18 protein-coding genes are annotated in these 24,535 nt (G+C 72.4%); 8 read left to right on the top strand and 10 right to left on the bottom strand.

Features of this window, described 5'->3' with window-relative positions:
* Positions 1-38 precede the first annotated feature (38 nt).
* The 3 genes from nirD to ACFV9W_RS08480 are packed head-to-tail and all read right to left on the bottom strand — an operon-like array spanning position 39 to position 4,187.
* Positions 39-389: a nitrite reductase small subunit NirD gene (gene nirD / locus ACFV9W_RS08490; RefSeq protein WP_385756885.1), complete on the bottom strand. Its 351-nt coding sequence runs from the start codon at positions 387-389 to the stop codon at positions 39-41.
* Entirely contained in the window at positions 386-2,926 is a 2,541-nt protein-coding gene (gene nirB, locus ACFV9W_RS08485; RefSeq protein ID WP_385756883.1) for a nitrite reductase large subunit NirB, read from the bottom strand. Before nirB ends, nirD begins: the two co-directional genes overlap by 4 nt.
* Before the next feature lies 1 nt (position 2,927).
* Positions 2,928-4,187: an NAD(P)/FAD-dependent oxidoreductase gene (locus tag ACFV9W_RS08480; protein ID WP_385756882.1), complete on the bottom strand. Its 1,260-nt coding sequence runs from the start codon at positions 4,185-4,187 to the stop codon at positions 2,928-2,930.
* A gap of 200 nt (positions 4,188-4,387) precedes the next feature.
* Here ACFV9W_RS08480 and ACFV9W_RS08475 point away from each other — a divergent pair, with 200 nt between their 5' ends.
* The 3 genes from ACFV9W_RS08475 to ACFV9W_RS08465 are packed head-to-tail and all read left to right on the top strand — an operon-like array spanning position 4,388 to position 6,924.
* On the top strand, positions 4,388-5,851 hold the full coding sequence (locus ACFV9W_RS08475; RefSeq protein ID WP_385756880.1) for a ferric reductase-like transmembrane domain-containing protein: 1,464 nt from the start codon (positions 4,388-4,390) through the stop codon (positions 5,849-5,851).
* Between the two features lie 43 nt (positions 5,852-5,894).
* Positions 5,895-6,131 (top strand): hypothetical protein, encoded by a 237-nt coding sequence (locus ACFV9W_RS08470; RefSeq protein WP_385756878.1) that lies wholly within the window; start codon positions 5,895-5,897, stop codon positions 6,129-6,131.
* A 10-nt stretch (positions 6,132-6,141) separates the two neighbouring features.
* Complete coding sequence (locus tag ACFV9W_RS08465; RefSeq protein WP_385756876.1) at positions 6,142-6,924, top strand: sulfite exporter TauE/SafE family protein; 783 nt, start codon at positions 6,142-6,144, stop codon at positions 6,922-6,924.
* Between the two features lie 22 nt (positions 6,925-6,946).
* Here the strand turns inward: ACFV9W_RS08465 and ACFV9W_RS08460 are convergent, their stop codons facing one another.
* The 5 genes from ACFV9W_RS08460 to ACFV9W_RS08440 all read right to left on the bottom strand — a co-directional run bounded on the left by ACFV9W_RS08460 (position 6,947) and on the right by ACFV9W_RS08440 (position 13,378).
* Positions 6,947-7,603, bottom strand: coding sequence for a class F sortase (locus ACFV9W_RS08460; protein WP_385756875.1), 657 nt, complete (start codon positions 7,601-7,603; stop codon positions 6,947-6,949).
* Between the two features lie 60 nt (positions 7,604-7,663).
* A complete protein-coding gene (locus ACFV9W_RS08455; RefSeq protein WP_385756873.1) occupies positions 7,664-8,215 on the bottom strand; it encodes a hypothetical protein in 552 nt (183 codons plus the stop codon).
* A 228-nt stretch (positions 8,216-8,443) separates the two neighbouring features.
* Positions 8,444-10,018, bottom strand: a complete 1,575-nt coding sequence (locus tag ACFV9W_RS08450) for a M4 family metallopeptidase (protein ID WP_385756871.1) — start codon at positions 10,016-10,018, stop codon at positions 8,444-8,446.
* Between the two features lie 507 nt (positions 10,019-10,525).
* Positions 10,526-12,628, bottom strand: a complete 2,103-nt coding sequence (locus tag ACFV9W_RS08445) for a molybdopterin oxidoreductase family protein (protein ID WP_385756869.1) — start codon at positions 12,626-12,628, stop codon at positions 10,526-10,528.
* A 78-nt stretch (positions 12,629-12,706) separates the two neighbouring features.
* Positions 12,707-13,378 (bottom strand): vancomycin high temperature exclusion protein, encoded by a 672-nt coding sequence (locus ACFV9W_RS08440; RefSeq protein ID WP_385756868.1) that lies wholly within the window; start codon positions 13,376-13,378, stop codon positions 12,707-12,709.
* Between the two features lie 299 nt (positions 13,379-13,677).
* Between ACFV9W_RS08440 and ACFV9W_RS08435 the strand changes: the two genes are divergently transcribed.
* From ACFV9W_RS08435 to ACFV9W_RS08415, 5 genes are all read left to right on the top strand, one after another.
* Positions 13,678-14,538, top strand: coding sequence for a sirohydrochlorin chelatase (locus ACFV9W_RS08435; protein ID WP_385757065.1), 861 nt, complete (start codon positions 13,678-13,680; stop codon positions 14,536-14,538).
* 46 nt (positions 14,539-14,584) lie between these two features.
* Positions 14,585-15,925 carry a deoxyguanosinetriphosphate triphosphohydrolase gene (locus tag ACFV9W_RS08430; RefSeq protein WP_385756866.1) on the top strand — a complete coding sequence of 447 codons (1,341 nt, stop codon included), beginning with the start codon at positions 14,585-14,587 and terminating at the stop codon, positions 15,923-15,925.
* A 78-nt stretch (positions 15,926-16,003) separates the two neighbouring features.
* Positions 16,004-17,269, top strand: coding sequence for an NAD(P)/FAD-dependent oxidoreductase (locus ACFV9W_RS08425; protein ID WP_385756865.1), 1,266 nt, complete (start codon positions 16,004-16,006; stop codon positions 17,267-17,269).
* 57 nt (positions 17,270-17,326) lie between these two features.
* Complete coding sequence (gene dnaG, locus ACFV9W_RS08420; protein ID WP_385756863.1) at positions 17,327-19,234, top strand: DNA primase; 1,908 nt, start codon at positions 17,327-17,329, stop codon at positions 19,232-19,234.
* Between the two features lie 218 nt (positions 19,235-19,452).
* On the top strand, positions 19,453-20,742 hold the full coding sequence (locus tag ACFV9W_RS08415) for an RNA polymerase sigma factor (RefSeq protein WP_385756861.1): 1,290 nt from the start codon (positions 19,453-19,455) through the stop codon (positions 20,740-20,742).
* A 93-nt stretch (positions 20,743-20,835) separates the two neighbouring features.
* Here the strand turns inward: ACFV9W_RS08415 and ACFV9W_RS08410 are convergent, their stop codons facing one another.
* Both ACFV9W_RS08410 and ACFV9W_RS08405 read right to left on the bottom strand, forming a co-directional pair.
* Positions 20,836-22,752, bottom strand: a complete 1,917-nt coding sequence (locus ACFV9W_RS08410) for an ABC transporter ATP-binding protein (protein WP_385756859.1) — start codon at positions 22,750-22,752, stop codon at positions 20,836-20,838.
* Positions 22,752-24,491 carry an ABC transporter ATP-binding protein gene (locus tag ACFV9W_RS08405; RefSeq protein ID WP_385756857.1) on the bottom strand — a complete coding sequence of 580 codons (1,740 nt, stop codon included), beginning with the start codon at positions 24,489-24,491 and terminating at the stop codon, positions 22,752-22,754. The genes ACFV9W_RS08410 and ACFV9W_RS08405 overlap by 1 nt, the downstream gene beginning before the upstream one ends.
* Positions 24,492-24,535: the final 44 nt, after the last annotated feature.

Genomic DNA, 24,535 nt, shown 5'->3' with positions numbered 1-24,535 from the left:
TCCCTGTGTTTTCTCTGTGACTGATGTCACGGCTGATCTCAACGCACCGTATACGTCCCGACGGTGACCGCGTCGTCGTCCAGGCACCGCCCCGTCTCCAGGTCGAAGCGCTGCTTCAGCAGCGGCGAGGCGACGAACGGCCGCCCCTGCGCCGAGCCGAGCAGCCCGCGCGAGAGCACGGACGCCCCGGTGAACGGGTCGGTGTTGTCGATCGCGTAGACGCGGCCCGCACGGTCCATGAACACCGCCGCCTGCCGGCCGTCCGGCAGCAGGACGGCGACGCCGCGCCCCCCGCTCAGCCGGGCCGGCTCGCACACGGCCAACAGCTCTCCGTCCACGTCGAGTTGAACGAGGGTCGTGGTGGTCGTCAGTTCAGGGGCAAGGGTCATCGGACAGCCAGTCCTTCCAGAGGGATCAGCGGCAGCTCGGGCTTGATCTGGTCGCGCTCGGGCATGAAGCGGACCGTCGGGTCGGGGGTGTCGGGCGCGTTCACGAAGGACACGAAGCGGGAGAGGCGCTCGGGGTCCTCGATGGTCTCGGCCCACTCGTCGCGGTAGTGCGCGACGTGCGCCCGCATCAGGGCCTCCAGCTCGTCGCAGATGCCGAGCGAGTCGTGCACGACGACGTCCCGTACGTGGTCGAGCCCGCCGTCGATCCGCTCCAGCCAGGCCGCCGTGCGCTCCAGGCGGTCGGCGGTGCGGACGTAGAACATCAGGAACCGGTCGATGAGCCGGATCAGTTCGGCGTCGCTCAGGTCCTGGGCGAGGAGGTCGGCGTGGCGCGGGGTCATGCCGCCGTTGCCGCCCACGTACAGGTTCCAGCCGTTGGCGGTGGCGATGACGCCGAAGTCCTTCGACTGGGCCTCCGCGCACTCGCGGGCGCACCCGGACACCGCCGACTTCAGCTTGTGCGGCGCTCGCAGCCCCCGGTAGCGCAGCTCCAGGTCGATCGCCATCTTCACCGAGTCCTGCACCCCGTAACGGCACCAGGTCTGCCCCACGCACGACTTCACGGTCCGCAGCGCCTTGCCGTACGCGTGCCCGGACTCGAAGCCGGCGTCGACCAACCGGGCCCAGATCATGGGAAGTTGGTCGACCCGCGCGCCGAACAGGTCGATGCGCTGGCCGCCCGTGATCTTCGTGTAGAGGCCGAAGTCCCGCGCGACCTCGCCGATCACGATCAGCTTCTCGGGCGTGATCTCGCCGCCGGGGATCCGGGGCACGACCGAGTACGAGCCGTTCTTCTGGAGGTTGGCGAGGAAGTGGTCGTTGGTGTCCTGGAGGGCCGCCTGCTCGCCGTCCAGGACGTAGCCGTCCGCGCCGATCGACGGGGCGAGCGAGGCGATGATCGAGCCGACGGTCGGCTTGCAGATCTCGCAGCCCTCGCCGCCGCGCGCGCCCTCCCGGCCGTGCTCGTCGAGGAGCTGGGCGTACGTCGTGATCCGCTTGACGCGCACGATCTCGTACAGCTCCGAGCGGGTGTGCTCGAAACAGCCGCACAGCCCGTCGTCGCCCGACTTCGGCAGCAGCTGGCCGATGAGCTTGACGCAACTGCCGCAGCCCGTACCGGCCTTGGTGCACTTCTTCACCTCGGGCAGCGAGGTGTGCTCGCAGATCTCGCCCTTGGTGACGTTGTGGCAGGAGCAGATGACGGCGTCGGCGGGCAGCGCCTCCGGGCCGAGCTGGGCGGGGGCGCCCGCGCCCGCCGGGAGGACCAGCTGCTCGGGGGCGATCGGCGGCACGGTCCCGGTGAGCGCGCGCAGCGTCCCGTACGCCTCGGCGTCGCCGACGAGGATGCCGCCGAGCAGCTCGCCCTCGCCGCCGATCACGAGCTTCTTGTACGTGCCCGAGCGGGAGTCCGAGTAGACGACGTCGAGGCAGCCCTCGGTGGCGCCGTGCGCGTCGCCGAACGAGGCGACGTCGACGCCGAGCAGCTTGAGCTTGGTGGAGAGGTCGGCGCCGGTGAAGGACGCGTCCTGCCGGGCGATGGTGTCGGCGGCCGTTAGCGCCATCTCGTAGCCGGGGGCCACGAGCCCGTAGACCCGCCCGTCGGAGGCCAGCGCGCACTCGCCGATCGCGAAGACGTCGGGGTCGGAGGTGCGGCACCGCTCGTCGACGGAGATGCCGCCGCGCTCGCCGACCGTGAGGCCCATGTCGCGGGCGAGCTGGTCGCGGGGGCGGACACCGGCGGAGAAGACGACGAGGTCGGTGGCGAGTTCGCTGCCGTCCGACAGCTTCATGCCGCGCACAGCGTCGGTCGCGTCGTCGGTGACGATCTCCTGGGTGCCGACGCCCGTGTGCACGTCGAGCCCCATGTCCGAGATGGTCTTCAGCAGGGCGGCGCCGCCGCCGTCGTCGACCTGCACCGGCATCAGGCGCGGCGCGAACTCGACGATGTGGGTGGCGAGTCCGAGGCCCTGGAGCGCGCCCGCGGCCTCGAGCCCGAGCAGGCCGCCGCCGACCACGGCGCCGACCGTCGCGTTGTTCTTCGCGTACTCCTCGATCGCGTACAGGTCGTCGATCGTCCGGTACACGAAGCAGCCGGTCGCGTCCTTGCCGGGCACCGGCGGGACGAACGGGTACGAGCCGGTGGCGAGCACCAGCGTGTCGTAGGAGACCTCGAAACCGGAGCGGGCGCGCACGGTGCGGGCCTCGCGGTCGACGACCACGGCGGGATCGCCGACGTACAGCTCGATGCCGTGCTTCTCCATGAACTCCGGGTCCGTCATGGACAGTTCCTCGGGCGTCGTGCCCGAGAAGTACGAGGTGAGGTGCACCCGGTCGTAGGCGGGGCGCGGCTCCTCGCACAGGACGACCACGCGGTGCGACTCCGTGAGCCCGCGCTCGGCGGCGGCCTCAAGGAAGCGCTGGCCGACCATGCCGTGGCCGATGAGGACGATCGTGGGCAGTGCCTTTTCGGTCGGCATGTCAGAGGCCTCCGTCGTGGGTGAGCAGGTGCAGCAGAGGCGAGCCGACGGCGTTGTCGACATGGCCGGCGGTCAGTGATTCGTCCGACTCCCAGGCGTGCGCGAGCGCGCCGACCGTGGCCAGCTCCCCGACCAGCACCCCGCCGACCAGACGGTCGCCGCGCACGACGACCTTCCGGTACGTGCCGCGGGTGGCGTCGGCGAGCTGCACGACGTCGTCGCCGGGCAGCGCCTCGGTCTCGCCGAACGCGGCGAGGTCCAGCGGACCGGCCTCGTGCGGGAGTGTGAGCCGGGTGAGCGTGCGGGTCCCGGTGTACGCGCTGTCGGTGCCGGTCAGCAGGTCGGCGAGCGCGTCGGCCTGTTCCAGGGCCGGGGTCGCGAGACCGTAGACGGTGTCGGCGTGCTGCGTGCAGTCGCCGACCGCCCGGATGTGCGGATCGCTGGTGCGCAGCGCGTCGTCGACGACGATGCCCTTGCGGACGTCGAGCCCCGCGGCCTGCGCGAGCCCGGTGCGCGGCCGGACGCCGCAGGCGAGGACGGTGACGTCGGTGCCGAGCACGTATCCGTCGTGCAGCTCGACGCGGCGGACGTGCCCGTCGACGACGCCGACGCCCCGCACCCGGCACTCGGTGTGGATCTCCACGCCGAGCGCGTTGAGGTGGCGGCGGACCAGTTCGGAGGAGCGCGGGTCGAGCTGGCGCTCCATCAGCCGCTCCGACTGCTGGGTGAGCACCACCTGGGCGCCGCGCCGGGCGAGCGCGCGGGCCGCCGAGACACCGAGGAGGCCGCCGCCGATGACGACGGCGCGAGTGCCATCGGTGACGGCCCCGGTCAGCGCCAGGCAGTCGTCCATCGTGCGGAACGCGTGGACTCCGCCCGGCAGTTCGGTGGCGTCCGGAGCGAACAGGCCGCGCAGCGGCGGCAGTACCGGGTTCGAGCCGGTGGCGAGGACGAGGGTGTCGTAGCCGACCTCGTCCCCGTTCTCGCACTGCACGAGCCGCCGCTCGCGGTCGATGCGGACGGCGCGGGTGCGCAGGTGCGGGCCGGTGGCCCGGGGCAGTTCGATGACCTCGGGCGCGTACGTCCCCGCCAGCACCTCGGCGAGCAGCACGCGGTTGTACGGGGCGTGCGTCTCCTCGCCGATCAGCGTGGCGCGCCCGCCCAGCCGGTGGGCGACGCGGGTACCGGCGAGGCCGGTGCCGATGACGACGACGCGGCCGGGGCCGGTCGTGGCGTCGACGTGCTCGTACGGTGCGGTCATGCTTCGCAGCGTGCGCGGCGGGTGTTACCCGGTGGCGTCCCGATGGTTTCCCGGGGGGAACGGTGCGCTCAGCGGGGCCGGTGGGCGGATGTGAGGGAAACGCGGCGGGCTTAACCCGTGTTCAGTCCGTCCTCAAGGGCGCCTTAAGGATCGGCCGTACGGCGCTGACCAGCCGGAATCCGGGTCCTGCCGAGCCTAGTGTGCCGGTCGTGACCACCAAGGCCGTCGATCCCGAACTCGCCCGCTACCCCGCTCTGGCGTCCTACCGCCGACAGACCGAGAAGCCCCGCAAGGCCCCGCCGATCCCGCCGATCCCGCCGCGCCCCCGCAGGGCACCCCGGGTGCGGCCCGCCGCGCCCGCCAGGGTCACCCCGCACGGGCTGCGCGCCGGGATCCGCGCGGGCGCGCTCCTCGTGACCGCCCTGTGGCTGGCGCAGGTCCGCCCGTCGGCACGCGTCGACGCGCTGTTCACGACCGGCGCCCACCTCACCGGCCTGCTCGCCGGGTACGGAATCCTGGTCATGCTCTTCCTCATGGCCCGGGTGCCCGCCGTCGAGCACGGCATCGGCGCCGACCGGCTCGCCCGCCACCACGCGCGCGGCGGCCGCCACGTCCTCACCCTGTGCGCCGCCCACGTCCTGCTCGCCCTGTGCGGGTACGCGGCGCACACCGGAACCGACCTGGTCGGCACGGTCACCGAACTGCTCGGCTACCCGGGGCTCGCCGCCGCCACGGCCGGCACCGTGCTGTTCGCCGCCGTCGGCGTGAGCAGCGCCCGCGCCGTCCGCCGCCGCGTCGGGCACGGCACATGGCGGGGCCTGCACCTGCTGACCTACCTCGCCGCGGCGCTGGGCTCGGCGCACCAGCTCTCGGGCCCCGACATCGCGTCCAGCCCGGTCAGCCTCGGACTGTGGTCGCTGCTGCACGCCACCGTCGCGGTGCTGCTGGTCTGGTACCGGCTCGTCGTGCCGGTGCGGCAGGCGCTGCGGCACCGGCTGCGGATCGTCGACGTACGGCAGGAGGGGCCCGGCGTCGCCTCCGTCCTGATGCGCGGCACCGACCTCGGCCTGCTGCGCGCGGAACCGGGCCAGTTCCTGCGCTGGCGGTTCCTGACGCGACGCCTTTGGCACACGGCGCTGCCGTTCTCCCTGTCGGCACCGGTCGACGGCGACCACGTCCGGATCACCGTGAAGGCCGTCGGAGACCACACGCGCCGGGTGCGGCGGCTGCGTCCTGGGGTACGAGTGATCGCCACCGGCCCGTTCGGCGCGCTCACCGCGCACCGCCGCACCCGCCGCAAGGTGCTGCTGCTCGCCGGGGGAGTGGGGATCACGCCGCTGCGGGCCCTGTTCGAGACGCTGCCCGGCGACCCCGGGGACATCACGCTCCTCTACCGCGCGAGCACCGAGGAACAGCTCGTCCTGCGCGAGGAGTTGGAGTCCGTCGCCCGCACCCGAGGAGCGTCCCTGCACTACCTCCTCGGCCCCTCCGGCGCCGCCTTCGACCCCCTCGCCCCGCAGGCCCTGCGCGAGCTCGTGCCCGAACTCCCGGGCCACGACGTCTACTTGTGCGGCCCGCCCGGCATGACGGACACGGCGACGGCGGCGCTGATCAAGGCCGGCGTCCCCGAGAGCCGCATCCACGCGGAGTCCTTCACGTACTGACCACGCAGGACCGTTCCCCCACCGGAGAAGAGAAGACACCCCCATGGGCCGCCACACCAGACCCGCCCGCACCGCACACGCCCCCACGGTCCAGGCCCGCCGCAGGCTCGCCGCCGGGCTCGCCTCGGCCAGCGCCCTGGCCGCCACCTGCCTCGCGCTCACCGTCGCCCCGGCCGCGCCCCCGGCACCCGACCGGGTCGTCCCGCATTCCGGTACGGAACCCTCAGATCAACCTCAGCCTTCCAGGGCCCCCGAGGTCGTGCAGGCCGCGCGTCCGTAGAGTCCTGATCATGCCTGACATATCCCTGACCACCGTCGTCGTGCTGTGCGTCGCCGCGCTCGCGGCGGGCTGGGTCGACGCGGTGGTGGGCGGCGGCGGACTGCTCCTGCTCCCGGCCCTCCTGCTCGGCCTGCCGAACTCCGCCGCGGCGGGCCACGCCCTCGGCACCAACAAGGCCGTCGCCATCGTCGGCACCACGGGCGCCGCCGTCACCTACGCCCGCAAGGCCTCCGTCGACGTACGCCTCGCCGTCCGCATCGGGACGGCCGCGCTCGCCGGGTCGACCGGCGGGGCGCTGCTCGCGACGGGCATGAGCACGGACGTCCTCAAACCGGTCGTGATGGTGGTGCTCGTCGCGGTCGGCGCGTTCGTCATCTTCCGCCCGGCGTTCGGCACGGCCCCGTCCGCGGTCCCGGCCTCGCCCCGCCGGATCTGGGCCGCCATCGGCTTCGCGGGCCTCGGCATCGGCTTCTACGACGGCCTGATCGGACCGGGCACCGGCACCTTCCTGGTCCTGGCCCTGACCGCGATCCTCCACCTCGACCTGGTGACCGCCTCTGCCACCGCGAAGATCGTCAACTGCTGCACCAACGCGGGCGCGTTGGCGATGTTCGCCTGGAAGGGTCAGGTGTACTGGCAGCTCGCCGGCCTGATGGCCGTGTTCAACCTGGCGGGCGGCATGGTGGGCGCGCACACCGCGCTCAAGCGCGGCGCCGGGTTCGTGCGCGTCGTGCTGCTCACGGTGGTGTGCGCGCTGGTGGTGAAGATGGCGTACGAGCACTGGGTGGCGTGAACCGCCCGCTCGGGAACGTGCCCTACCGGCTTCCCGTCAGGTGCGCGAAGACGACCACGTTCCCCTGGTAGCCCGTTGTGCGCGAGTACGGTCCGCCGCAGGTGATGACCCGGAGTTCGGGGCGGCGGGCCGCGCCGTACACCTTCGCGTCGGGGAAGTGCTTCGCGTCGTACACCTCGACCGCGTCCACCGTGAACACCGCGGCCGAACCGTCCCGCCGCTCCACCTCGATCGTGCGGCCCCGCTTCAGCGAACCCAGGGCATAGAAGACGGCCGGGCCGCGCGCGTTGTCGACGTGGCCCGCGACCACCGCCGTGCCCGTCTCGCCGGGCCTGGTGCCGGCCCGGTACCAGCCCGCGAGGTTCTTCCTGCCGGGCGGCGGCACGTCGAGGCTGCCGGAGCGGTTCAGGCCCAGGCCCATCAGCGGGGCGTCGACCGCGAGGGACGGGATGCGGATGCGGTCCGGCGGGGACGGGGCCAGGGGAGCGGCGGCGGGCGCTTCACGGGCCCGGTCTACGTGGGCCTGCGCGGCGGACGGCTGGGGCGGCGGCTGCCCCTCCGCCCCGCTGGCCAGCAGCCAGGCGCCGGCGGCGAGGGCCAGGGCGGTGGCCGTTCCGGCGGCGGCGTTGACACGGTTCGTGGCGCGCGGGCGCGCACCGGTGCGCGTGGGCTTGCGCATGGGGTCCTGGGTTCCTCGCAGTTCGTCACTCGATCACAGGGCGGATGGTGCGGGACCGGCTCAGATGCGGTCGCCGCGCGCCCTGCGGTGCAGCAGCCAGGTGCCGCCCGCGGCGGCCAGCGCGAGCGCCGCGACACCCGCGGAGGTCCGCGTGGGTTCGGGGCCGAGCGCCCCGCCGACGCCCGTGTCCACATGGCCCTTGGGAAGCTGGGCCACGGAGGCGCCGGAGCCGGTCACGGAGACGATGAGGTCGCCCGTCACCCCGGGGCCGCTCGCACACCTCGCGACGATCTCGTACGTTCCCGGCTGCGCGGACACCGGAACGCGGAAGTGCCCCGTGGCGTTCGACGCGCTCGGGTCTCCCGCGTCCGGAGCCAGGGTGAAGGTGCCCGCGCCGACCGCGCTGGCGTCACCGGTCGCCGTGTCGCTCCCGCCGCACGCGGTGGTGTCCACCGTGACCCGGTCGCCCGGCGCCGCCGTCGCCGGGTAGACCTCGAGGCCGCCCGGCGCGGCGCTCGCGGGAGCGGCGACGGCGAGCACCGCCGTGGTGGCCGCGGTGGTGAGGAACGCCGCCGCGGTCAGCGGTCGGCCCATGCACCTGCGCACGCGCATCGTCCAAGCTCCTTCGCGGGCGTCGGGCGCGCCCTGCCAAGGACGAGGTAAGTGCCAGTCGCCGCGCCCCGCCTCCTGATGCAACGTCAGGATGGCAGCTATCGCCGCCTTCCTGACGCCCTTTCGGGTGCGTTCCAGCAGGTCACCGGCGTGTTCACCGGAAAGCATCCGAAAGGGGAGGGGAGGCGTGCGACCGGGTGACGGGGTCGGCGTGCGGGTGATGCCCGGTCAGTTCACCGCCACCGCGGACCAGGTGGCGGCCACGGCCGCGTACTCCTTGCCGTCCGCGCCGTACAGATCCTTGGCGGCCTTCAGCGTCGCGGTACGAGCGCCCTTGTAGTCGGTCGAAGACGTCATATAGACGGTGAGCGCGCGGTACCAGATCTTGCCGAGCTTCTCCTTGCCGATGCCGGGGAGCTCCGACTTGTCGCACGTCGGGCTGTCGCCGCGGACGCCGCCGACCGTCTTCGGGCCGCTGCCCTCGGCGAGCAGATACGCGAAGTGGTTCGCGACGCCGGAGGAGTAGTGCACGTCGAGACCGCTGACGTTCTTGTTCCAGCAGTCCGCGGACTTCCCGTCCCGGCTGGGCCTGTCCATGAAGCGCAGGGCCGATGTCTTCGCCCCGGGCTTCACGATCTTCTCGCCGATGAGCCAGTCGCCGGGGTCGGAGGGGTTGTCCGCGTGGAACTCGACGAGCGCGCCGAATATGTCGGAGGTGGCCTCGTTGAGGCCGCCGGACTCGCCGGAGTAGGTGAGGGCCGCGGTGGCCGAGGTGACGCCGTGGGACATCTCGTGGCCCGTGACGTCGAGGGAGACCAGCGGGCCGAACGTCTTGCCGTCGCCGTCCCCGTACGTCATGCAGAAGCAGTTGTCGTCCCAGAAGGCGTTGTTGTAGTCCTTCCCGTAGTGGACGCGGTTGTACGAGCCCTTGCCGTCGTCGGCTATGCCGATCCGGCCGTGCATGTCCTTGTAGTAGTCCCAGGTCCGGTCCGTGCCGTACTGGGCGTCCACGGCGGCGGTGCTCCGGTCGGCGGTCTCTCCGGTGCCCCAGCGGTTGTCGGCGTCCGTGAAGACCTTGGCCGGGGCGCGCTCCAGGCAGATGCCGAGGACGCAGGTGTCGGTCTTGTCGCCCGCGTCGCCGGTGTAGGTGTTGCCGCGGGTGGCGTCGCTGAGCTGGTAGCCGCCGGAGGAGGCGCGGCTGGTGGTGAGGGGGACGGTGCCGGAGTAGAGGGAGCGTCCTTCGCCCGTGGGGGCGGCGGTTTCGAGGCTGTCCCAGGAGTCGATGCCGGCGCCGGTGGTGGCGTCGGTGAGGACCGTACGGGCCATGGGGTTGCCGCGCGAGTCCTTCGCGGCGGCGGTCGTCCGCCAGGCCAGCCTGGGGCTGCCGTGCAGCGCGTCCACGACGAGCCGCGGCTTGGCCACGAGGCCGCGGAGCAGGGTGCCGGGGTTGGCCTCGCGCAGGAGCGTGGTGGCGAGGTCCGCGGCCTTGGGGGCGGAGAGCCGGGGCGTGGTGGTGGGGACGGAGACGCTGCCGGACACGGCGCGGTCGGTCCCCTCGTACGTGCCGTCGGCGGCCTCGTGCACGACGAAGTCACCGCCAAGGACGGGGAGCTGACCGTACGTCCGGTCGTAGCGGATGTGCCGGGCGCCGTCGGGGTCGGTGATCACGTCCCGTACGGAGGTGGCCTCGGCGGGGGCGGGGGCCGCGGTCGCCGTGGGGGCGAGGGCGAGGGTGGCGGCGAGGAGGGTGGCCAGGGTGGTGATGCCGGTGGTGAGGCGCGATGTGGTCCATATATGTCTCATCAGGCGGCTCCGTGGGGACGGTGAGACGAGTGGGATGAGCGGCGACTTCCGAGTCCTGACACTGATTCAGTTTTAGGGGTCCATGACAAACGGAGTCCAGGGGTCCACGGTGTCGGACCTGTGAAGGAGCGGGGGCTCCGCCGTTCACCAGGGGGCGGGGTTCTGCCCTGGGCGCTCCGGGGGCGGCTCTGTGGGCCGTCCGAGCCCCGTTTCCCCCGCCCATCTCCCACCCACCCACCCCCTCCGGGGGCGTCGGCCTCACGGGGTGCCGCATGGGCTGCGGGCGGCCCGTCGCCAACCACGGCTCCCCGCCTGGGACGTCGAGGCCGCCCCCGTCTTGGGCAATCTGTCGCAACCACGGCTTCCCACCCGTTGCGGTCAGCCGCCACCGCCTTGGGCAATCTGCCGCCTTGGGCGGCAGGGTGGGCAAGCGGCCCCCGGTGCGGCGCGCCAGTTGCAAGGGGTCCGGCCCCGGCCGACCTGGCGCGCCCCGGCGCCGCGTGCCGGTTACGAGGGCCCCGGCCCCGGCCCGCCCGGTGATCCCGCCCGCTCCACCCGCACCGCGCACACCTTGAACTCCGGCATCCGTGACGAAGGGTCGAGCGCCGGGTTGGTGAGCGTGTTGGCCCGCCCCGCCCCCGGCCAGTGGAACGGCATGAAGACCGTGTCCGGTCGGATCGTCGAGGTGAGGCGCGCCGGGGCCTCGACCCGGCCACGGCGCGACGTCACCGCGACCGCGTCCCCCTGCCCGACCCCGAGCCGCCCCGCCAGCCGCGGATGCAGCTCCACGAACACCCCGGGAGCCGCCTTGTTGAGCTCCGGCACGCGCCGCGTCTGCGCCCCGGACTGGTACTGGGCCACGACCCGCCCCGTCGTCAGATACAGCGGATACTCCGCGTCCGGCTCCTCCGCCGCCGGCCGGTGCGCCACCGGCACGAACCGCGCCCGCCCGTCCTCCGTGGCGAACCGTTCGAGAAAGAGCCTCGGCGCACCGGCGGAGCCCTCCGCCGCACACGGCCAGAAGACGCCCTCCCCCTCGGCCAACCGCTCGTAGCTGATCCCCGAGTAATCCGCAGGACCGCCCGCCGACGCCCGCCGCAACTCGTCGAAGACCTCCCGCGCCTCCGTCGGGAACCCCTTCTCCAGATCGGGCGCGAGCCGCGCCGCGAGCCCTTGCAGGACGTCCAGATCGGACCTGACCCCCGCCGGAGGCGTCAGCGCGCGCTGCCGCAGCAGCACCCGCCCCTCCAGGTTCGTCACCGTCCCCGTCTCCTCGGCCCACTGCGTCACCGGCAGCACCACATCGGCCAGTTCGGCCGTCTCGGACAGGACGACGTCCGCGACGGCCAGGAAGTCGAGCGAGCGGATCCGGGACTCGACATGCGCCGCCCGGGGCGCCGACACCACCGGATTCGAGCCCATCAGGAGCAGCGCCCGGATGTCACCGCCCAGCGCGTCGAGCAGCTCGTACGCCGACCGCCCGGGCCCGGGCAACGCGTCCGGATCCACCCCCCACACCTCCGCCACATGGGCCCGCGCCGCCGGATCGGTGAGCTTGCGGTACCCGGGCAACTGGTCCGCCTTCTGGCCGTGTTCGCGACCGCCCTGCCCGTTGCCCTGACCGGTCAGACACCCGTAACCGGAGAACGGCCTGCCCGGCCGCCCCGTCGCGAGCGCCAGGTTGATCCACGCGCCGACCGTGTCCGTGCCCTTGGACTGCTGCTCGGGCCCGCGCGCGGTGAGCACCATCGCCCGCTCGGCCCGCGTGAACATGCCGACGGCCTCGCGCAGTCGGGGCACCGGCACGCCCGTGACCCGCTCCACGTACTCCGGCCAGTGCGCCATCGCCGCCGACCGGGCCTCCTCCCAGCCCCGCGTACGGCCCTGTACGTACTCCTCGTCGACCCGGCCGTCCGCCACCACCAGGTGCAGCATCCCGAGCGCGAGCGCCAGGTCCGTGCCGGGGCGGGGCGCCAGATGCAGGTCCGCCTGGTCCGCGGTGCGGGTGCGGCGGGGGTCGATCACGATCAACGTGCCGCCGTTGGCCTTCAGCTCGGAGAGGTAGCGCAGCGCCGGCGGCATCGTCTCGGCGAGGTTCGAGCCGACCAGGATCACGCACCCGGCCCGCGGAATGTCCTCCAGCGGGAACGGCAGCCCCCGGTCGAGCCCGAACGCCTTCTGTCCGGCCGCCGCGGCCGACGACATGCAGAACCGGCCGTTGTAGTCGATCTGCGAGGTGCCGAGCACGATGCGGGCGAACTTGCCGAGCGCGTACGCCTTCTCGTTCGTCAGGCCGCCCCCGCCGAACACGCCGCACGCGTCCGCCCCGTGCCCGGCACGCGCGCGTGCCAGACCGTCCGCGACCCGGTCAAGGGCCTCCTCCCAGGTCGCGGGCTCGAGCCGTCCTGTGGCGGCGCTGCGGACCAGCGGCTCCGTGAGCCGCACCCCGGAGGAGAGCACGGACGCGGCGCTCTGCCCCTTGCCGCACAGCGCGCCCTGGTTGACCGGGAAGTCCGCGCGGCCCTCGACCGCGGGTCCCGGCAGCACGTTCATGCCGCACTGCAGGGCGCAGTACGGGCAGTGGGTGGGCGTCGCCGTCGTGTTGAGCATGCCCCGAGGGTGCGCCGGATGTGTTGCCGGTCGGCGCGCGCCCGGTTACGTAGCCGGAACGGGCATCTCCCGGCCGTCCTACAGACGGCGTGAGGTCCCGTCCAGGGCCTCCCGCACGCCCTTCTCCTCGCGCCCCAGGAAGTGCGGATCCGGCCGCACCACCACGTCGAGCGCCGCCTTCGCCGCCGCGAGGGTCTCCCGCGCCCCGCCCGCGTACCAGGTCACGTCGTGCGGTTCGGCGACCCCGAGCCCGTACGAGGAGACGCCCGCGGCCTCGCACAGCGCCACCGCGCGTCGCGCGTGGAAGTCCTGGGTGACCAGGACGGCCCGGTCGACGCCGAAGATCTTCTTCGCGCGGACGCAGGAGTCCCAGGTGTCGAAGCCCGCGTAGTCGCTGACCACGGCACGGGACGGCACCCCGTGGCGGGTCAGGTACGCGCGCATGGCGTCCGGTTCGTCGTACTCCACGCGGCTGTTGTCACCCGTGACGAGCAGGACGCGCACCTTCCCCGCGCGGTACAGCTCGGCCGCCGCGTCGAGCCGGTGCGCCAGGTACGGCGATGGTTCCCCGTTCCACAGCCCCGCCCCGAACACCACCGCCACCTCGGTGCGCGGCACGTCCGCCGCCGTCCGCAGCCGGTCCCCGGTCGACACGAACAGCCAGGTCGCCGGCAACAGCGCCAGCACACAGGCCACCATGACCGCCTGCACGGTCCGGCGCTGAGCCCTCCGGGTACGTGGCAGATGCATCGCGGGCCCCCTGTGTGGCTGATCGGCAACGGCGCGGCCTAAGACGCCTCCGCACCCCCGCCGGTTCACCGGCTCGATGAGCCCCCCCAAGCCTTGGGCAATCTGCCGCCTTGGGCGGCAGGGTGGGCAAGGCGGCCCCCGGTGCCGCGCATCGGTGACGAGGGGCCCGGCCCCGGTGACCGCTCACCGCACCCCCGTCCGCCCGGTGAACGACCGGCAACCACCCGTCACCGCCCGGCAACAGCCCCGCAACCCCCGCCCGGCACGATCTGTCCATGACGGACGAGTCGTACGGCCCCATGGACCACGGCACGACCCACCTGGATCACACAGTCGGCACGGCGGGACTCCTCACCATGATCAGCGACCAGCTCGGCAGCAGACTCAGCCACGTCTCCCCGCTGCGCGCCCCCCGGCAGCCGCCCGCCCTCGTGCTCGTGGCGCACGGCAGCCGCGACCCACGGGCCCTGACCACCGTCACCGCGCTCGCGGAGCGGATACGCGAGCGGCGCCCCGGCCTGACCGTCCGCCTCGGTCACATCGAGCTCAACGAACCGCTCCTGGACGACACGCTCGCCGCGCTGCCCGCAGGCCGTGCCGTCCTCGTGCCGCTGCTCCTCTCCCGCGGCCACCACGTGAAGCACGACCTGCCGAGGGCCGCCGAGGACGCCGGGCACCTGCTCACCCGCGTCGCCGACCCGCTCGGCCCGCACCCGCTGCTCGTCGAGGCCCTGCACGACCGGCTCGTCGAGGCGGGCTGGCCCGAGCGGCCCACCGACCGGGACCGCCGCCGCGCCGGAGTGGTCCTCGCCGCCGCCGGCTCCCGCGATCCGCATGCCGCCGCCGACGTCCGCCGCACGGCCGCGCTCCTCGCCCGCCGCCTCGGCGTCCCCGTCGTCCCCGGCTACGCGTCCGCCACCGCCCCCGACATCGCCACGGCCGCCCGGTCCCTCGCCGCCCACGGCCGCGACCGGATCGCCGTCGCCTCGTACTTCACCGCCCCCGGCCGCTTCGCCTCGGAGGCCGCCGCCGCGGCGCCCGGCATCGTCGCGGCGCCGCTCGGCACCCACCCGGCCCTGGCCCGCCTCGTCCTGCACCGCTACGACCGGGCACCGGCCACGGCCACGTACGCCCCGGTGGCGCGTACCGCGTCCGTCTGAGCCGTCGTAGCTCCCCGTTGTCGGTGGCTGCCCGTACTGTCGGGCCATGGAAGACAGCGTAGGCGGCGACACGTACGACGAGGCGGCGGTCGAGCGCTGGGCCCCCGAGCCCGACAAGCGCCCGGGGCGCACGGCGTTCCAGCGCGACCGGGCCAGGGTGCTGCACTCGTCGGCGCTGCGCCGCCTCGCGGGCAAGACCCAGGTCGTCACGCCGGGCACGCGCAGCAGGCACTGGGACGCGAGCCCGCGCACCAGGCTCACGCACTCCCTCGAATGCGCCCAGGTGGGCCGGGAGTTGGGCGCGGCGCTCGGCTGCGACCCCGACCTCGTCGAGACGGCCTGCCTCTCGCACGACCTGGGCCACCCGCCCTTCGGGCACAACGGCGAGCAGGCGCTCAACGAGGTGGCGCAGGACTGCGGCGGCTTCGAGGGGAACGCGCAGTCGCTGCGCCTGCTCACCCGCATCGAGCCCAAGCGCTTCGTGCGCGATGCGCGTTCCGGCGAGCTGACCAGCGTGGGCCTGAACCTGACGCGGGCCGCGCTGGACGCCGCGACGAAGTACCCGTGGCCGCGCGGCGAACACCCCAGCGACCCCGAGTCGCAGAAATTCGGGGTCTACGAGGACGACCGGCCGGTCTTCGACTGGATCAGGAAGATGTCCCCCGGCCGCCGCACCTGCTTCGAGGCGCAGGTCATGGACTGGTCGGACGACGTGGCGTACTCGGTGCACGACCTCGAAGACGGCCTGCACGCGGGGCACTTGGATCCGAACGTGCTGCACGCCGAGCCCGAGCGCGCCGATGTCTTCGCGGTCGCCATCGGTCGGTACGTTCCCGAGGGCACGGATCCCGCCGAGCTCGCCGCCGCCCTCGACCGGCTCCTCGACCAGGAGTGGTGGCCGCACGGCTACGACGGCACGGCGGTCGCCCAGGCCCGGCTCAAGGACGCGACCAGCCAGTTGATCGGCCGGTTCTGCCTCGCCGCGGAGGGCGCGACACGCGCGAGACACGGCACGGGCCGTTTGACACGCTACGCCGCGGAGCTGGTGGTGCCGCGCGCCGCCCGGTTCGAGTGCGCGGTGCTCAAGGCGGTCGCCGACCGGTATGTGATGCAGCGCCCCCAGCAGGAGCGGCTGAGGGCCGATCAGCGCATCGTGGTCGCCGAGTTGGCGCAGGCGCTGACCTCCCGCGCGCCCGAAGGCCTCGACCCGCAGTTCCGCGCGCTGTTCGACGCCGCGCCCGACGACCGCGCGAGAAAGCGTGTGATCGTCGATCAGATCGCCTCGCTGACCGACGCCTCGGCGCGTTCCCTTCACGCGCGGCTTACCGTCGGCGGGGATCATCGAAGGGGAGACGCGACCACTGGGCGTGACGAAAAGATGCCCTGATCGGGCCACGCCCCCTTCCCGCATTACGCTGCGTGCGGGACGCTCGCATATGACGGCATGGCAATGAGGAGGCATCAAGTGGTCGACGCGGACCAGACGTTCGTCATCGTCGGGGGAGGGCTCGCAGGAGCCAAGGCCGCCGAGACACTCCGCTCGGAGGGCTTCACCGGGCGGGTGATCCTCATCGGTGACGAACGGGACCACCCGTACGAACGACCGCCCTTGTCGAAGGGCTACCTCCAGGGCAAGGAGGAGCGCGACAGCGTCTTCGTCCACGAACCGGCCTGGTACGCGAGCAACGACATCGAGCTGCACCTCGGTCAGACGGTCACCACGATCGACCGCGCGGACAAGACGGTGCGGCTCGGTGAGGGCACCGTCGTGCGCTACGACAAGCTGCTGCTCGCCACCGGCGCGGAGCCGCGCCGTCTCGACATTCCCGGCACACACCTCGCGGGCGTCCACCACCTGCGCCGCCTCGCCCACGCCGAGCGCCTCAAGGGCGTGCTCGCCTCGCTCGGCAGGGACAACGGCCACCTGGTGATCGCCGGGGCCGGCTGGATCGGCCTGGAGGTCGCGGCGGCCGCCCGTGAGTACGGGGCGGAGGTCACCATCGTGGAGCCGGAGGCCACGCCGCTGCACTCCGTGCTCGGCCCCGAGCTCGGCCAGATCTTCGCCGAGCTGCACGGCGACCACGGCGTCCGCTTCCACTTCGGCGCGAAGCTCACCGAGATCACGGGCCAGGACGGCATGGTCCTCGCCGCCCTCACCGACGACGGCGAGGAGCACCCGGCGCACGACGTGCTGGCCGCCATCGGCGCCGCCCCGCGCACCGCGCTCGCCGAGGCCGCGGGCCTGGAGCTGGCGGACCGGGCGCACGGCGGCGGCATCGCCGTGGACGCCACACTGCGCACCTCCGACCCGGACATCTACGCGGCGGGCGACGTGGCGGCGGTCCAGCACCCGCTCTTCGACGACCGGCTCCGCGTGGAGCACTGGGCGAACGCATTGAACGGCGGACCGGCCGCGGCCCGCGCCATGCTCGGCAAGGACGTCAGCTACGACCGGGTGCCGTACTTCTTCTCCGACCAGTTCGATCTGGGCCTGGAGTACTCGGGCTGGGCGCCCCCGGGCTCGTACGACCAGGTGGTGCTGCGCGGGGACGCGGGCAAGCGCGAGTTCATCGCGTTCTGGCTGAAGGACGGGCAGGTCCTCGCGGGGATGAACGTGAATGTGTGGGACGTCACGGAGCAGATCCAGCGGCTCATCAGGTCGGGGTCCAGGCCCGGCGTCGAGCGCCTGTCGGACCCGTCGGTGCCGCTCGGTGATCTTGTCGGAGAGTGACAAATGATCTTGTGGAGCGGTGGCAGGAGTGTCAGAGGGGCACCGTAGACTTGCCGCGTGGCAGGCAGGATCAATGACGAGGACGTGAAGGCGGTTCGGGACGCGGTCCCGATCGACGCCGTGGTGTCCGAGTACCTGCAACTGCGCAACGCGGGCGGCGGAAACCTCAAGGGTCTGTGCCCGTTCCACGACGAGAAGTCCCCGTCCTTCCAGGTCAGCCCCAGCAAGGGCCTGTTCCACTGCTTCGGCTGCCAGGAGGGCGGCGACACCATCACATTCGTGATGAAGGTCGACCACCTCTCCTTCTCCGAGGTGGTGGAGCGCCTCGCCGGCCAGGCCGGCATCACGCTGCGCTACGAGGAGGGCGGGTACAACCCGACCCACCAGCGCGGCGAGCGGATCCGCCTGGTCGAGGCGCACAAGGTCGCCGCGCAGTTCTACGTCGACCAGCTGGAGTCGCCCGAGGCCGAGATCGGCCGGGCGTTCCTCGCCGAGCGCGGCTTCGACCAGGCCGCGGCCCAGCACTTCGGCGTCGGCTACAGCCCGGCGGGCTGGGACCACCTCACGCGCTTCCTGCGCGGCAAGGGCTTCAGCGACAAGGAGATCCTGCTCTCCGGGCTCTCCCAGGAGGGCCGCCGCGGCCCCATCGACCGGTTCCGCGGCCGCCTCATGTGGCCGATCCGCGACATCGGCGGCGAGGTCGTCGGCTTCGGCGCCCGCCGCCTGCGCGAGGACGACAACGGCCCGAAGTACCTGAACACGCCCGAGACGCCGATCTACCGCAAGTCGCAGGTCCTGTACGGCATCGACCTGGCCAAGAAGGACATCGCGAAGTCCTCCCGCGCGGTCGTGGTCGAGGGGTACACGGACGTGATGGCCTGCCACCTGGCGGGCGTCACCACCGCCATCGCGACGTGCGGCACGGCGTTCGGCAACGACCACATCAAGATCCTCCGCCGCCTCCTGATGGACAACGGCTCGGCGCGGGTGATCTTCACGTTCGACGGCGACGCGGCGGGCCAGAAGGCGGCCCTGCGCGCCTTCGAGGACGACCAGAAGTTCGCCGCCGAGACGTACATCGCGATCGCGCCGGACAACATGGACCCGTGCGACCTGCGCCTGGCCAAGGGCGACGACGCGGTAGCCGACCTGGTCGAGCCCCGCACCCCGCTCTTCGAGTTCGCGCTCCGCCAGATCGTGAACCGCTACGACCTGGAGACCCCGGCGGGCCGCGCCGCCGCGCTCGACGAGGCGGCGCCCGTGGTCGCCCGCATCAAGAACAGCGCCTCGCAGCACGAGGTCGCGGTCCAGCTCGCCGGCATGCTCGGCATTCTGGACACCCAGTTCGTGGTCAAGCGGGTCGGCCAGCTCGCCCGCTGGGCCCGCGAGCGCGGCGGCCGCGGCCCCGCGCCCGCCGCCGGGCGCGGCGGCCCGCAGGACGCCCCCGCCACAGCTTCGGCCCGACCCTTCGGCGGACCGGCGCTCACCCTGCGCAACCCGGTCTTCACGACCGAGCGCGAACTGCTCAAACTGGCGCTGCAGTACCCGCAGTTGGTCTCCCCGGCGTTCGACGCCTACGGGGTCGACGAGTTCACGGCCGACCCGTACGCGGCCGTCCGCCAGGCCGTCATGGACGCGGGCGGCGCCGAGCAGGGCGTCCACGACCCGCAGCAGTACCTGGTCTCGGTGCGCGAGGCGGCGCCCGACGACGCGGTGCGGGCGATGGTGACCGAGCTCGCCGTCGAGGCCATCCGCCGCAAGACCGTCGACGAGGCGTACGCGGGGGAGCAGCTGGTGACCGTGCGCAAGCGCGCCGTCGACCGCCGCATCCGCGACGTCCAGGGCACGCTGACCCGCCTCGGCGCGGGCGGCGACCCGCAGCAACTGGCCGCGGTGCAGAACGAGTTGTGGGTGCTGCAGCAGTACGGTCAGGCGCTTCGCGAGCGGGGCGCGGAAGCGTTGTAGCCGCGCCGCCCTCCGGCCTCGGGGCTCTGCCCCGGACCCCGCGCCTCAATCGCCGGCGGGGCTTGAATATCGCACTCCAACGCGCCGTTTTTCTCCGTTCGGATCGGGGAAGCGTGGGTAACCGTCCAACACGGTAACCGTGCGGTCACGCACCGGACTCAAAAAGTCAACGCACGCCCCTCGTGGCGGCGCTGTGTCGTACTCCACACTGGGTTGCGGTGCCTGAGTCCTCGGAGCGCGGCCGGAGCCCGGACAACGGGTCCGACACCCCCGCGGTTCCGCTCATCGCGTACGGGAAGGACGGCGGCGTGGCTGCCGTTCCCGCCCCCCTGCCGCACGCCTCAGATGCGATCACTTTGGAGGTCGCCCCCGTGCAGACCCAGACCCTCGCCCAGAGCGACAGCACAGCGCAGGCCCTCGCCGACCCCGAAGCCGCGCCCAAGGGTGCCGTGCCGCAGGGCGACGTACTGGCCTCGGTGCCCTCGCAGAGCCGCGTCGCGCACCATCCCGAGGCCGATCCGGAGGAGTCGGCCGGGCCCTCCCAGGGGTCCGTGGACCCGCCCGAGCCGGTGCGCGGCGCCCGTGCCGAGAGCGGCAGCCCGTCCTCCGACCTGTTCCGCCAGTACCTGCGCGAGATCGGCCGGATTCCGCTGCTCACGGCGGCCGAGGAAGTGGAGCTCGCGCGGCGCGTGGAGGCGGGCCTGTTCGCCGAGGAGAAGCTCGCGCACGCCCCCGACCTCGACTCCCAACTGGCCCTGGACCTCGACCGGTTGGTGGTCATGGGCCGGATGGCCAAGCGCCGCCTCATCGAGGCGAACCTGCGCCTGGTCGTCTCCGTCGCCAAGCGGTACGTGGGCCGCGGACTGACCATGCTCGACCTGGTCCAGGAGGGCAATCTCGGCCTGATCCGCGCCGTCGAGAAGTTCGACTACGCCCGCGGCTACAAGTTCTCGACGTACGCGACCTGGTGGATCCGCCAGGCCATGAGCCGCGCCCTCGCCGACCAGGCCCGCACCATCCGGGTCCCGGTCCACGTCGTGGAGCTGATCAACCGGGTCGTCCGCGTGCAGCGCCGCATGCTCCAGGAGCGCGGCTACGAGCCCACCCCCGAAGAGGTCGCCGTCCACCTCGACCTGACCCACGAGCGGGTCAGCGAAGTGCTGCGCCTCGCCCAGGAGCCGGTCTCCCTGCACGCCCCCGTCGGCGAGGAGGACGACGTCGCGCTCGGCGACCTCATCGAGGACGGCGACGCGACGAGCCCCGTGGAATCGGCGGCCTTCCTCCTGCTGCGCGAGCACCTGGAGGCGGTGCTCTCCACGCTCGGCGAGCGCGAGCGCAAGGTCGTCCAGCTCCGCTACGGCCTCGCGGACGGCCGCCCGCGCACCCTTGAGGAGATAGGCCGCATCTTCGGGGTGACGCGCGAGCGCATCCGCCAGATCGAGTCGAAGACCCTGAACAAGCTCCGCGATCACGCGTTCGCGGACCAGCTGCGGGGTTACCTGGACTGATACGCCCCGCCGGCGTTGCGGTCCCGGGGCTCTGCCCCGGACCCCGCGCCTCAATCGCCGGCGGGGCTTGATTTTCGGCGGAGCCGAACAGATTCAGTCGACCTCGGCGACCGCCTGCGCGAACTGCGCCTCGTACAACCGCTGATACGCCCCGCCGGAGGCGACCAGCGCGTCGTGCGAGCCCTGCTCCACGATCGCCCCGTTCTCCATCACGAGGATCGTGTCGGCATCCCGAATGGTCGAAAGCCGATGCGCGATCACGAACGAGGTACGGCCGGAGGCCAACCGCGCCATCGCCTTCTGGATCAGCACCTCGGTCCGGGTGTCGACGGAGGAGGTCGCCTCGTCGAGCACCAGGATCACCGGGTCGGACAGGAACGCCCGCGCGATGGTGATGAGCTGCTTCTCACCGGCGCTGACACCGGTGCCCTCGTCGTCGAGCACGGTGTCGTACCCGTCGGGCAGCGTCCGGATGAACCGGTCCGCGTGCGCGGCCCGCGCCGCCTCCTCGATCTCCTCGCGGGTGACGTCCTTCGGGGCGCCGTACGCGATGTTCTCCGCGATGGTCCCGCCGAACAGCCAGGTGTCCTGGAGCACCATGCCGATCCCGGCGCGCAGCTCCTCCCGCGACATCCTCGCGATGTCGACGCCGTCGAGCGTGATGCGGCCGCCCGTGACCTCGTAGAACCGCAGCAGCAGATTGACGAGGGTGGTCTTGCCCGCGCCCGTGGGCCCGACGATCGCCACCGTGTGGCCGGGGTCCGCCGTCAGCGACAGGTCCTCGATGAGCGGCTTGTCCTTCTCGTAGCGGAAGGCCACGTGCTCGAACTCGACGTGCCCGCGCAGGTGGTCCGGCTTCTCGCCCGGCACCGGGTCGGCGGACTGCTCCTCGGCGTCGAGGAGTTCGAAGATCCGCTCGGCCGAGGCCACGCCCGACTGCACCAGGTTCGCCATCGACGCGACCTGCGTCAGCGGCATCGAGAACTGCCGCGAGTACTGGATGAAGGCCTGCACATCGCCGATGGACAGCGTGCCGGACGCCACCCGCAGGCCACCCACGACGGCCACCAGCACATAGTTCAGGTTCGAGATGAAGAACATCAGCGGCTGCATGATCCCGCTGTTGAACTGCGCCTTGAACGAGGCCTGGTACAGCTCCTCGTTCTGCTCGGCGAACTGCTCGGCCGACTCCTTCTGCCGCCCGAACACCTTCACCAGGTTGTGCCCGGTGTACATCTCCTCGACGTGCGCGTTCAGCGCGCCCGTCGCCCGCCACTGCTGGACGAACTGCGGCTGCGCCCGCTTGCCGACCCGCGCCGCGACGAACACCGACAGCGGCACCGTGACCAGCGCGACCAGGGCGAGCAGCCAGGAGATCCAGAACATCATGGCGAGCACGCCGATGATGGTGAGCAGGGAGTTGAGCATCTGCCCCGTCGTCTGCTGCAGCGTCTGGCCGAGGTTGTCGATGTCGTTGGTAGCCCGGCTCAGCACCTCGCCGCGCTTCTGCTTGTCGTAGTACGACAGCGGAAGCCGCGACAGCTTCTCCTGGAGGTCGCCGCGCAGCCGCGCCACGGCCAGGTTGATCAGCCGGTTCGCGATCCGCGTGCCGATCATCATCGCCAGGCCCGCGCACGCGAACACGGCGAGCCCGAGCAGCAGCACCTCGCCGATCGCGGTGAAGTCGACGCCCTGGCCCGGGGTGAAGTCGACGCCGCCGAGCATGTCGGCCACGCCGGTGTCGCCCTTGGCCCGCAGGCCCTCGATGACCTGCTCCTTGGTCTGCCCGGCCGGCATCCGCCCGCCGATGACCCCGCCGAACAGCAGGTCGGTGGCGCGGCCGAGGATCTTCGGCCCGACCACCGAGAGGGCGACGCCGATCACGATCGCGGCCAGCACCCCGCTCACCGCGGCGCGGTGCACGGTGAGCCGCTTCAGCAGCCGCTTGCCGGACCCCTTGAAATCCATCGAGCGCGCGCCCGGCGCGCCCATCGCTCCTGGCCCGGCCATCAGGCGGCCTCCGCTTCCGTCAGCTGGGAGAGGACGATCTCCCGGTACGTCTCGTTGTCCGCCATCAGCTCGTGGTGCCGGCCGGTGCCGACGACCCGGCCCTCGTCGAGCACGATGATCCGGTCGGCGTCGCGGATCGTGGCCACGCGCTGGGCGACGATCACCACGGTCGACTCGGCCGTCTCGGCGCCGAGCGCGCGGCGCAGGGCGGCGTCGGTGGCGTAGTCGAGCGCGGAGAACGAGTCGTCGAAGAGGTAGATCTCGGGCTGCTGCACGAGCGTGCGCGCGATGGCGAGCCGCTGGCGCTGGCCGCCGGAGACATTCGTGCCGCCCTGGGTGATGGGCGCCTCGAGGCCGCCCTCGAGCTCGCCGACGAAGTCCTTGGCCTGCGCGACCTCCAGCGCGTGCCACAGCTCCTCGTCGGTGGCGTCCGGACGCCCGTAGCGCAGATTGCTCGCCACGGTCCCGGAGAAGAGGTACGGCCGCTGGGGCACGAGCCCGACCGTCCTCGCCATCAGCTCCGGGTCGAGCCCGCGGACGTCCTCGCCGTCGACGTACACCGTGCCCGCCGTGGTGTCGTACAGGCGCGGTACGAGTCCGAGCAGCGTCGACTTGCCGCTGCCGGTGGAGCCGATGACCGCGGTCGTCTCGCCGGGCAGCGCGACCAGGTCGATGCCGCGCAGGATGGGCTCCTCCGCGCCCGGGTAGCCGAAGTCGGCGCCGCGGATCTCCAGGTGCCCGCGGCGGCGCAGCTCGCGCACGGCGGCCTTCTCCGACGGCGGCACGACGCTCGTGTCGGTCGTCAGGACCTCCTGGATGCGCTCGGCGCAGACCTCGGCGCGCGGCACCATCATGAACATGAACGTGGCCATCATCACGGCCATCACGATCTGCATCAGATACGCGAGGAACGCGGTCAGGTCACCGATCTGCATGCCGCCGCCGTCGATGCGGTGGGCGCCGAACCAGACGACGGCGATGGACGCGACGTTCACGATCGTCATCACGAACGGGAACATCAGTGCCATGATGCGCCCGGTCGCGAGCGAGGTCTCGGTCAGATCCCGGTTCGCCTCACCGAACCGGCCCTTCTCGAACTCGTCGCGCACGAAGGCGCGGATCACGCGGTTGCCGGTGATCTGCTCGCGCAGCACCCGGTTCACGGTGTCCAGCTTGACCTGCATGGACCGGAACAGCGGCCGCATCCTACGGATGATCAGCGAAAGCACGATCGCCATCACGGGCAGCACGGCGAGCAGCACGCCCGACAGCGGCACGTCGAGGCCGAGCGCCATCACGACGCCGCCGACGCACATGATCGGCGCCGACACCATCAGCGTGAACGTCATCAGGGCCAGCATCTGGACCTGCTGCACGTCGTTCGTGGTCCGGGTGATCAGCGAGGGCGCCCCGAACTGGCCGACCTCGCGCGCGGAGAAGGACTGCACCCGGTCGAAGATCCCGGCCCGGACGTCGCGACCGAGCGCGGCGGCGGTGCGGGCCCCGTAGAACACGGCGCCCATGTTGCACACCACCTGGGCGACGGTCACGCCCAGCATCAGGGCGCCGTACTCGAGGATGTAGCCGGTGTCGCCGTTCACGACACCGTTGTCAATGATGTCGGCGTTCAGGGTGGGCAGATACAGCGAGGCGCAGGTCTGCAGGAACTGCAGCAGCACCAGCAGCCCGATGGGTTTCTTGTACGGACGCAGATGGGTCCGCAGAAGTCTTATGAGCACGCTCGGTCTCTCGGTGGTCGGCGGTAGTGGGAGGAGCGGTGTCC

Source organism: Streptomyces sp. NPDC059897, assembly GCF_042730865.1.
Classification (GTDB): domain Bacteria; phylum Actinomycetota; class Actinomycetes; order Streptomycetales; family Streptomycetaceae; genus Streptomyces.
This window is presented reverse-complemented; position numbering and strand designations above follow the sequence as displayed.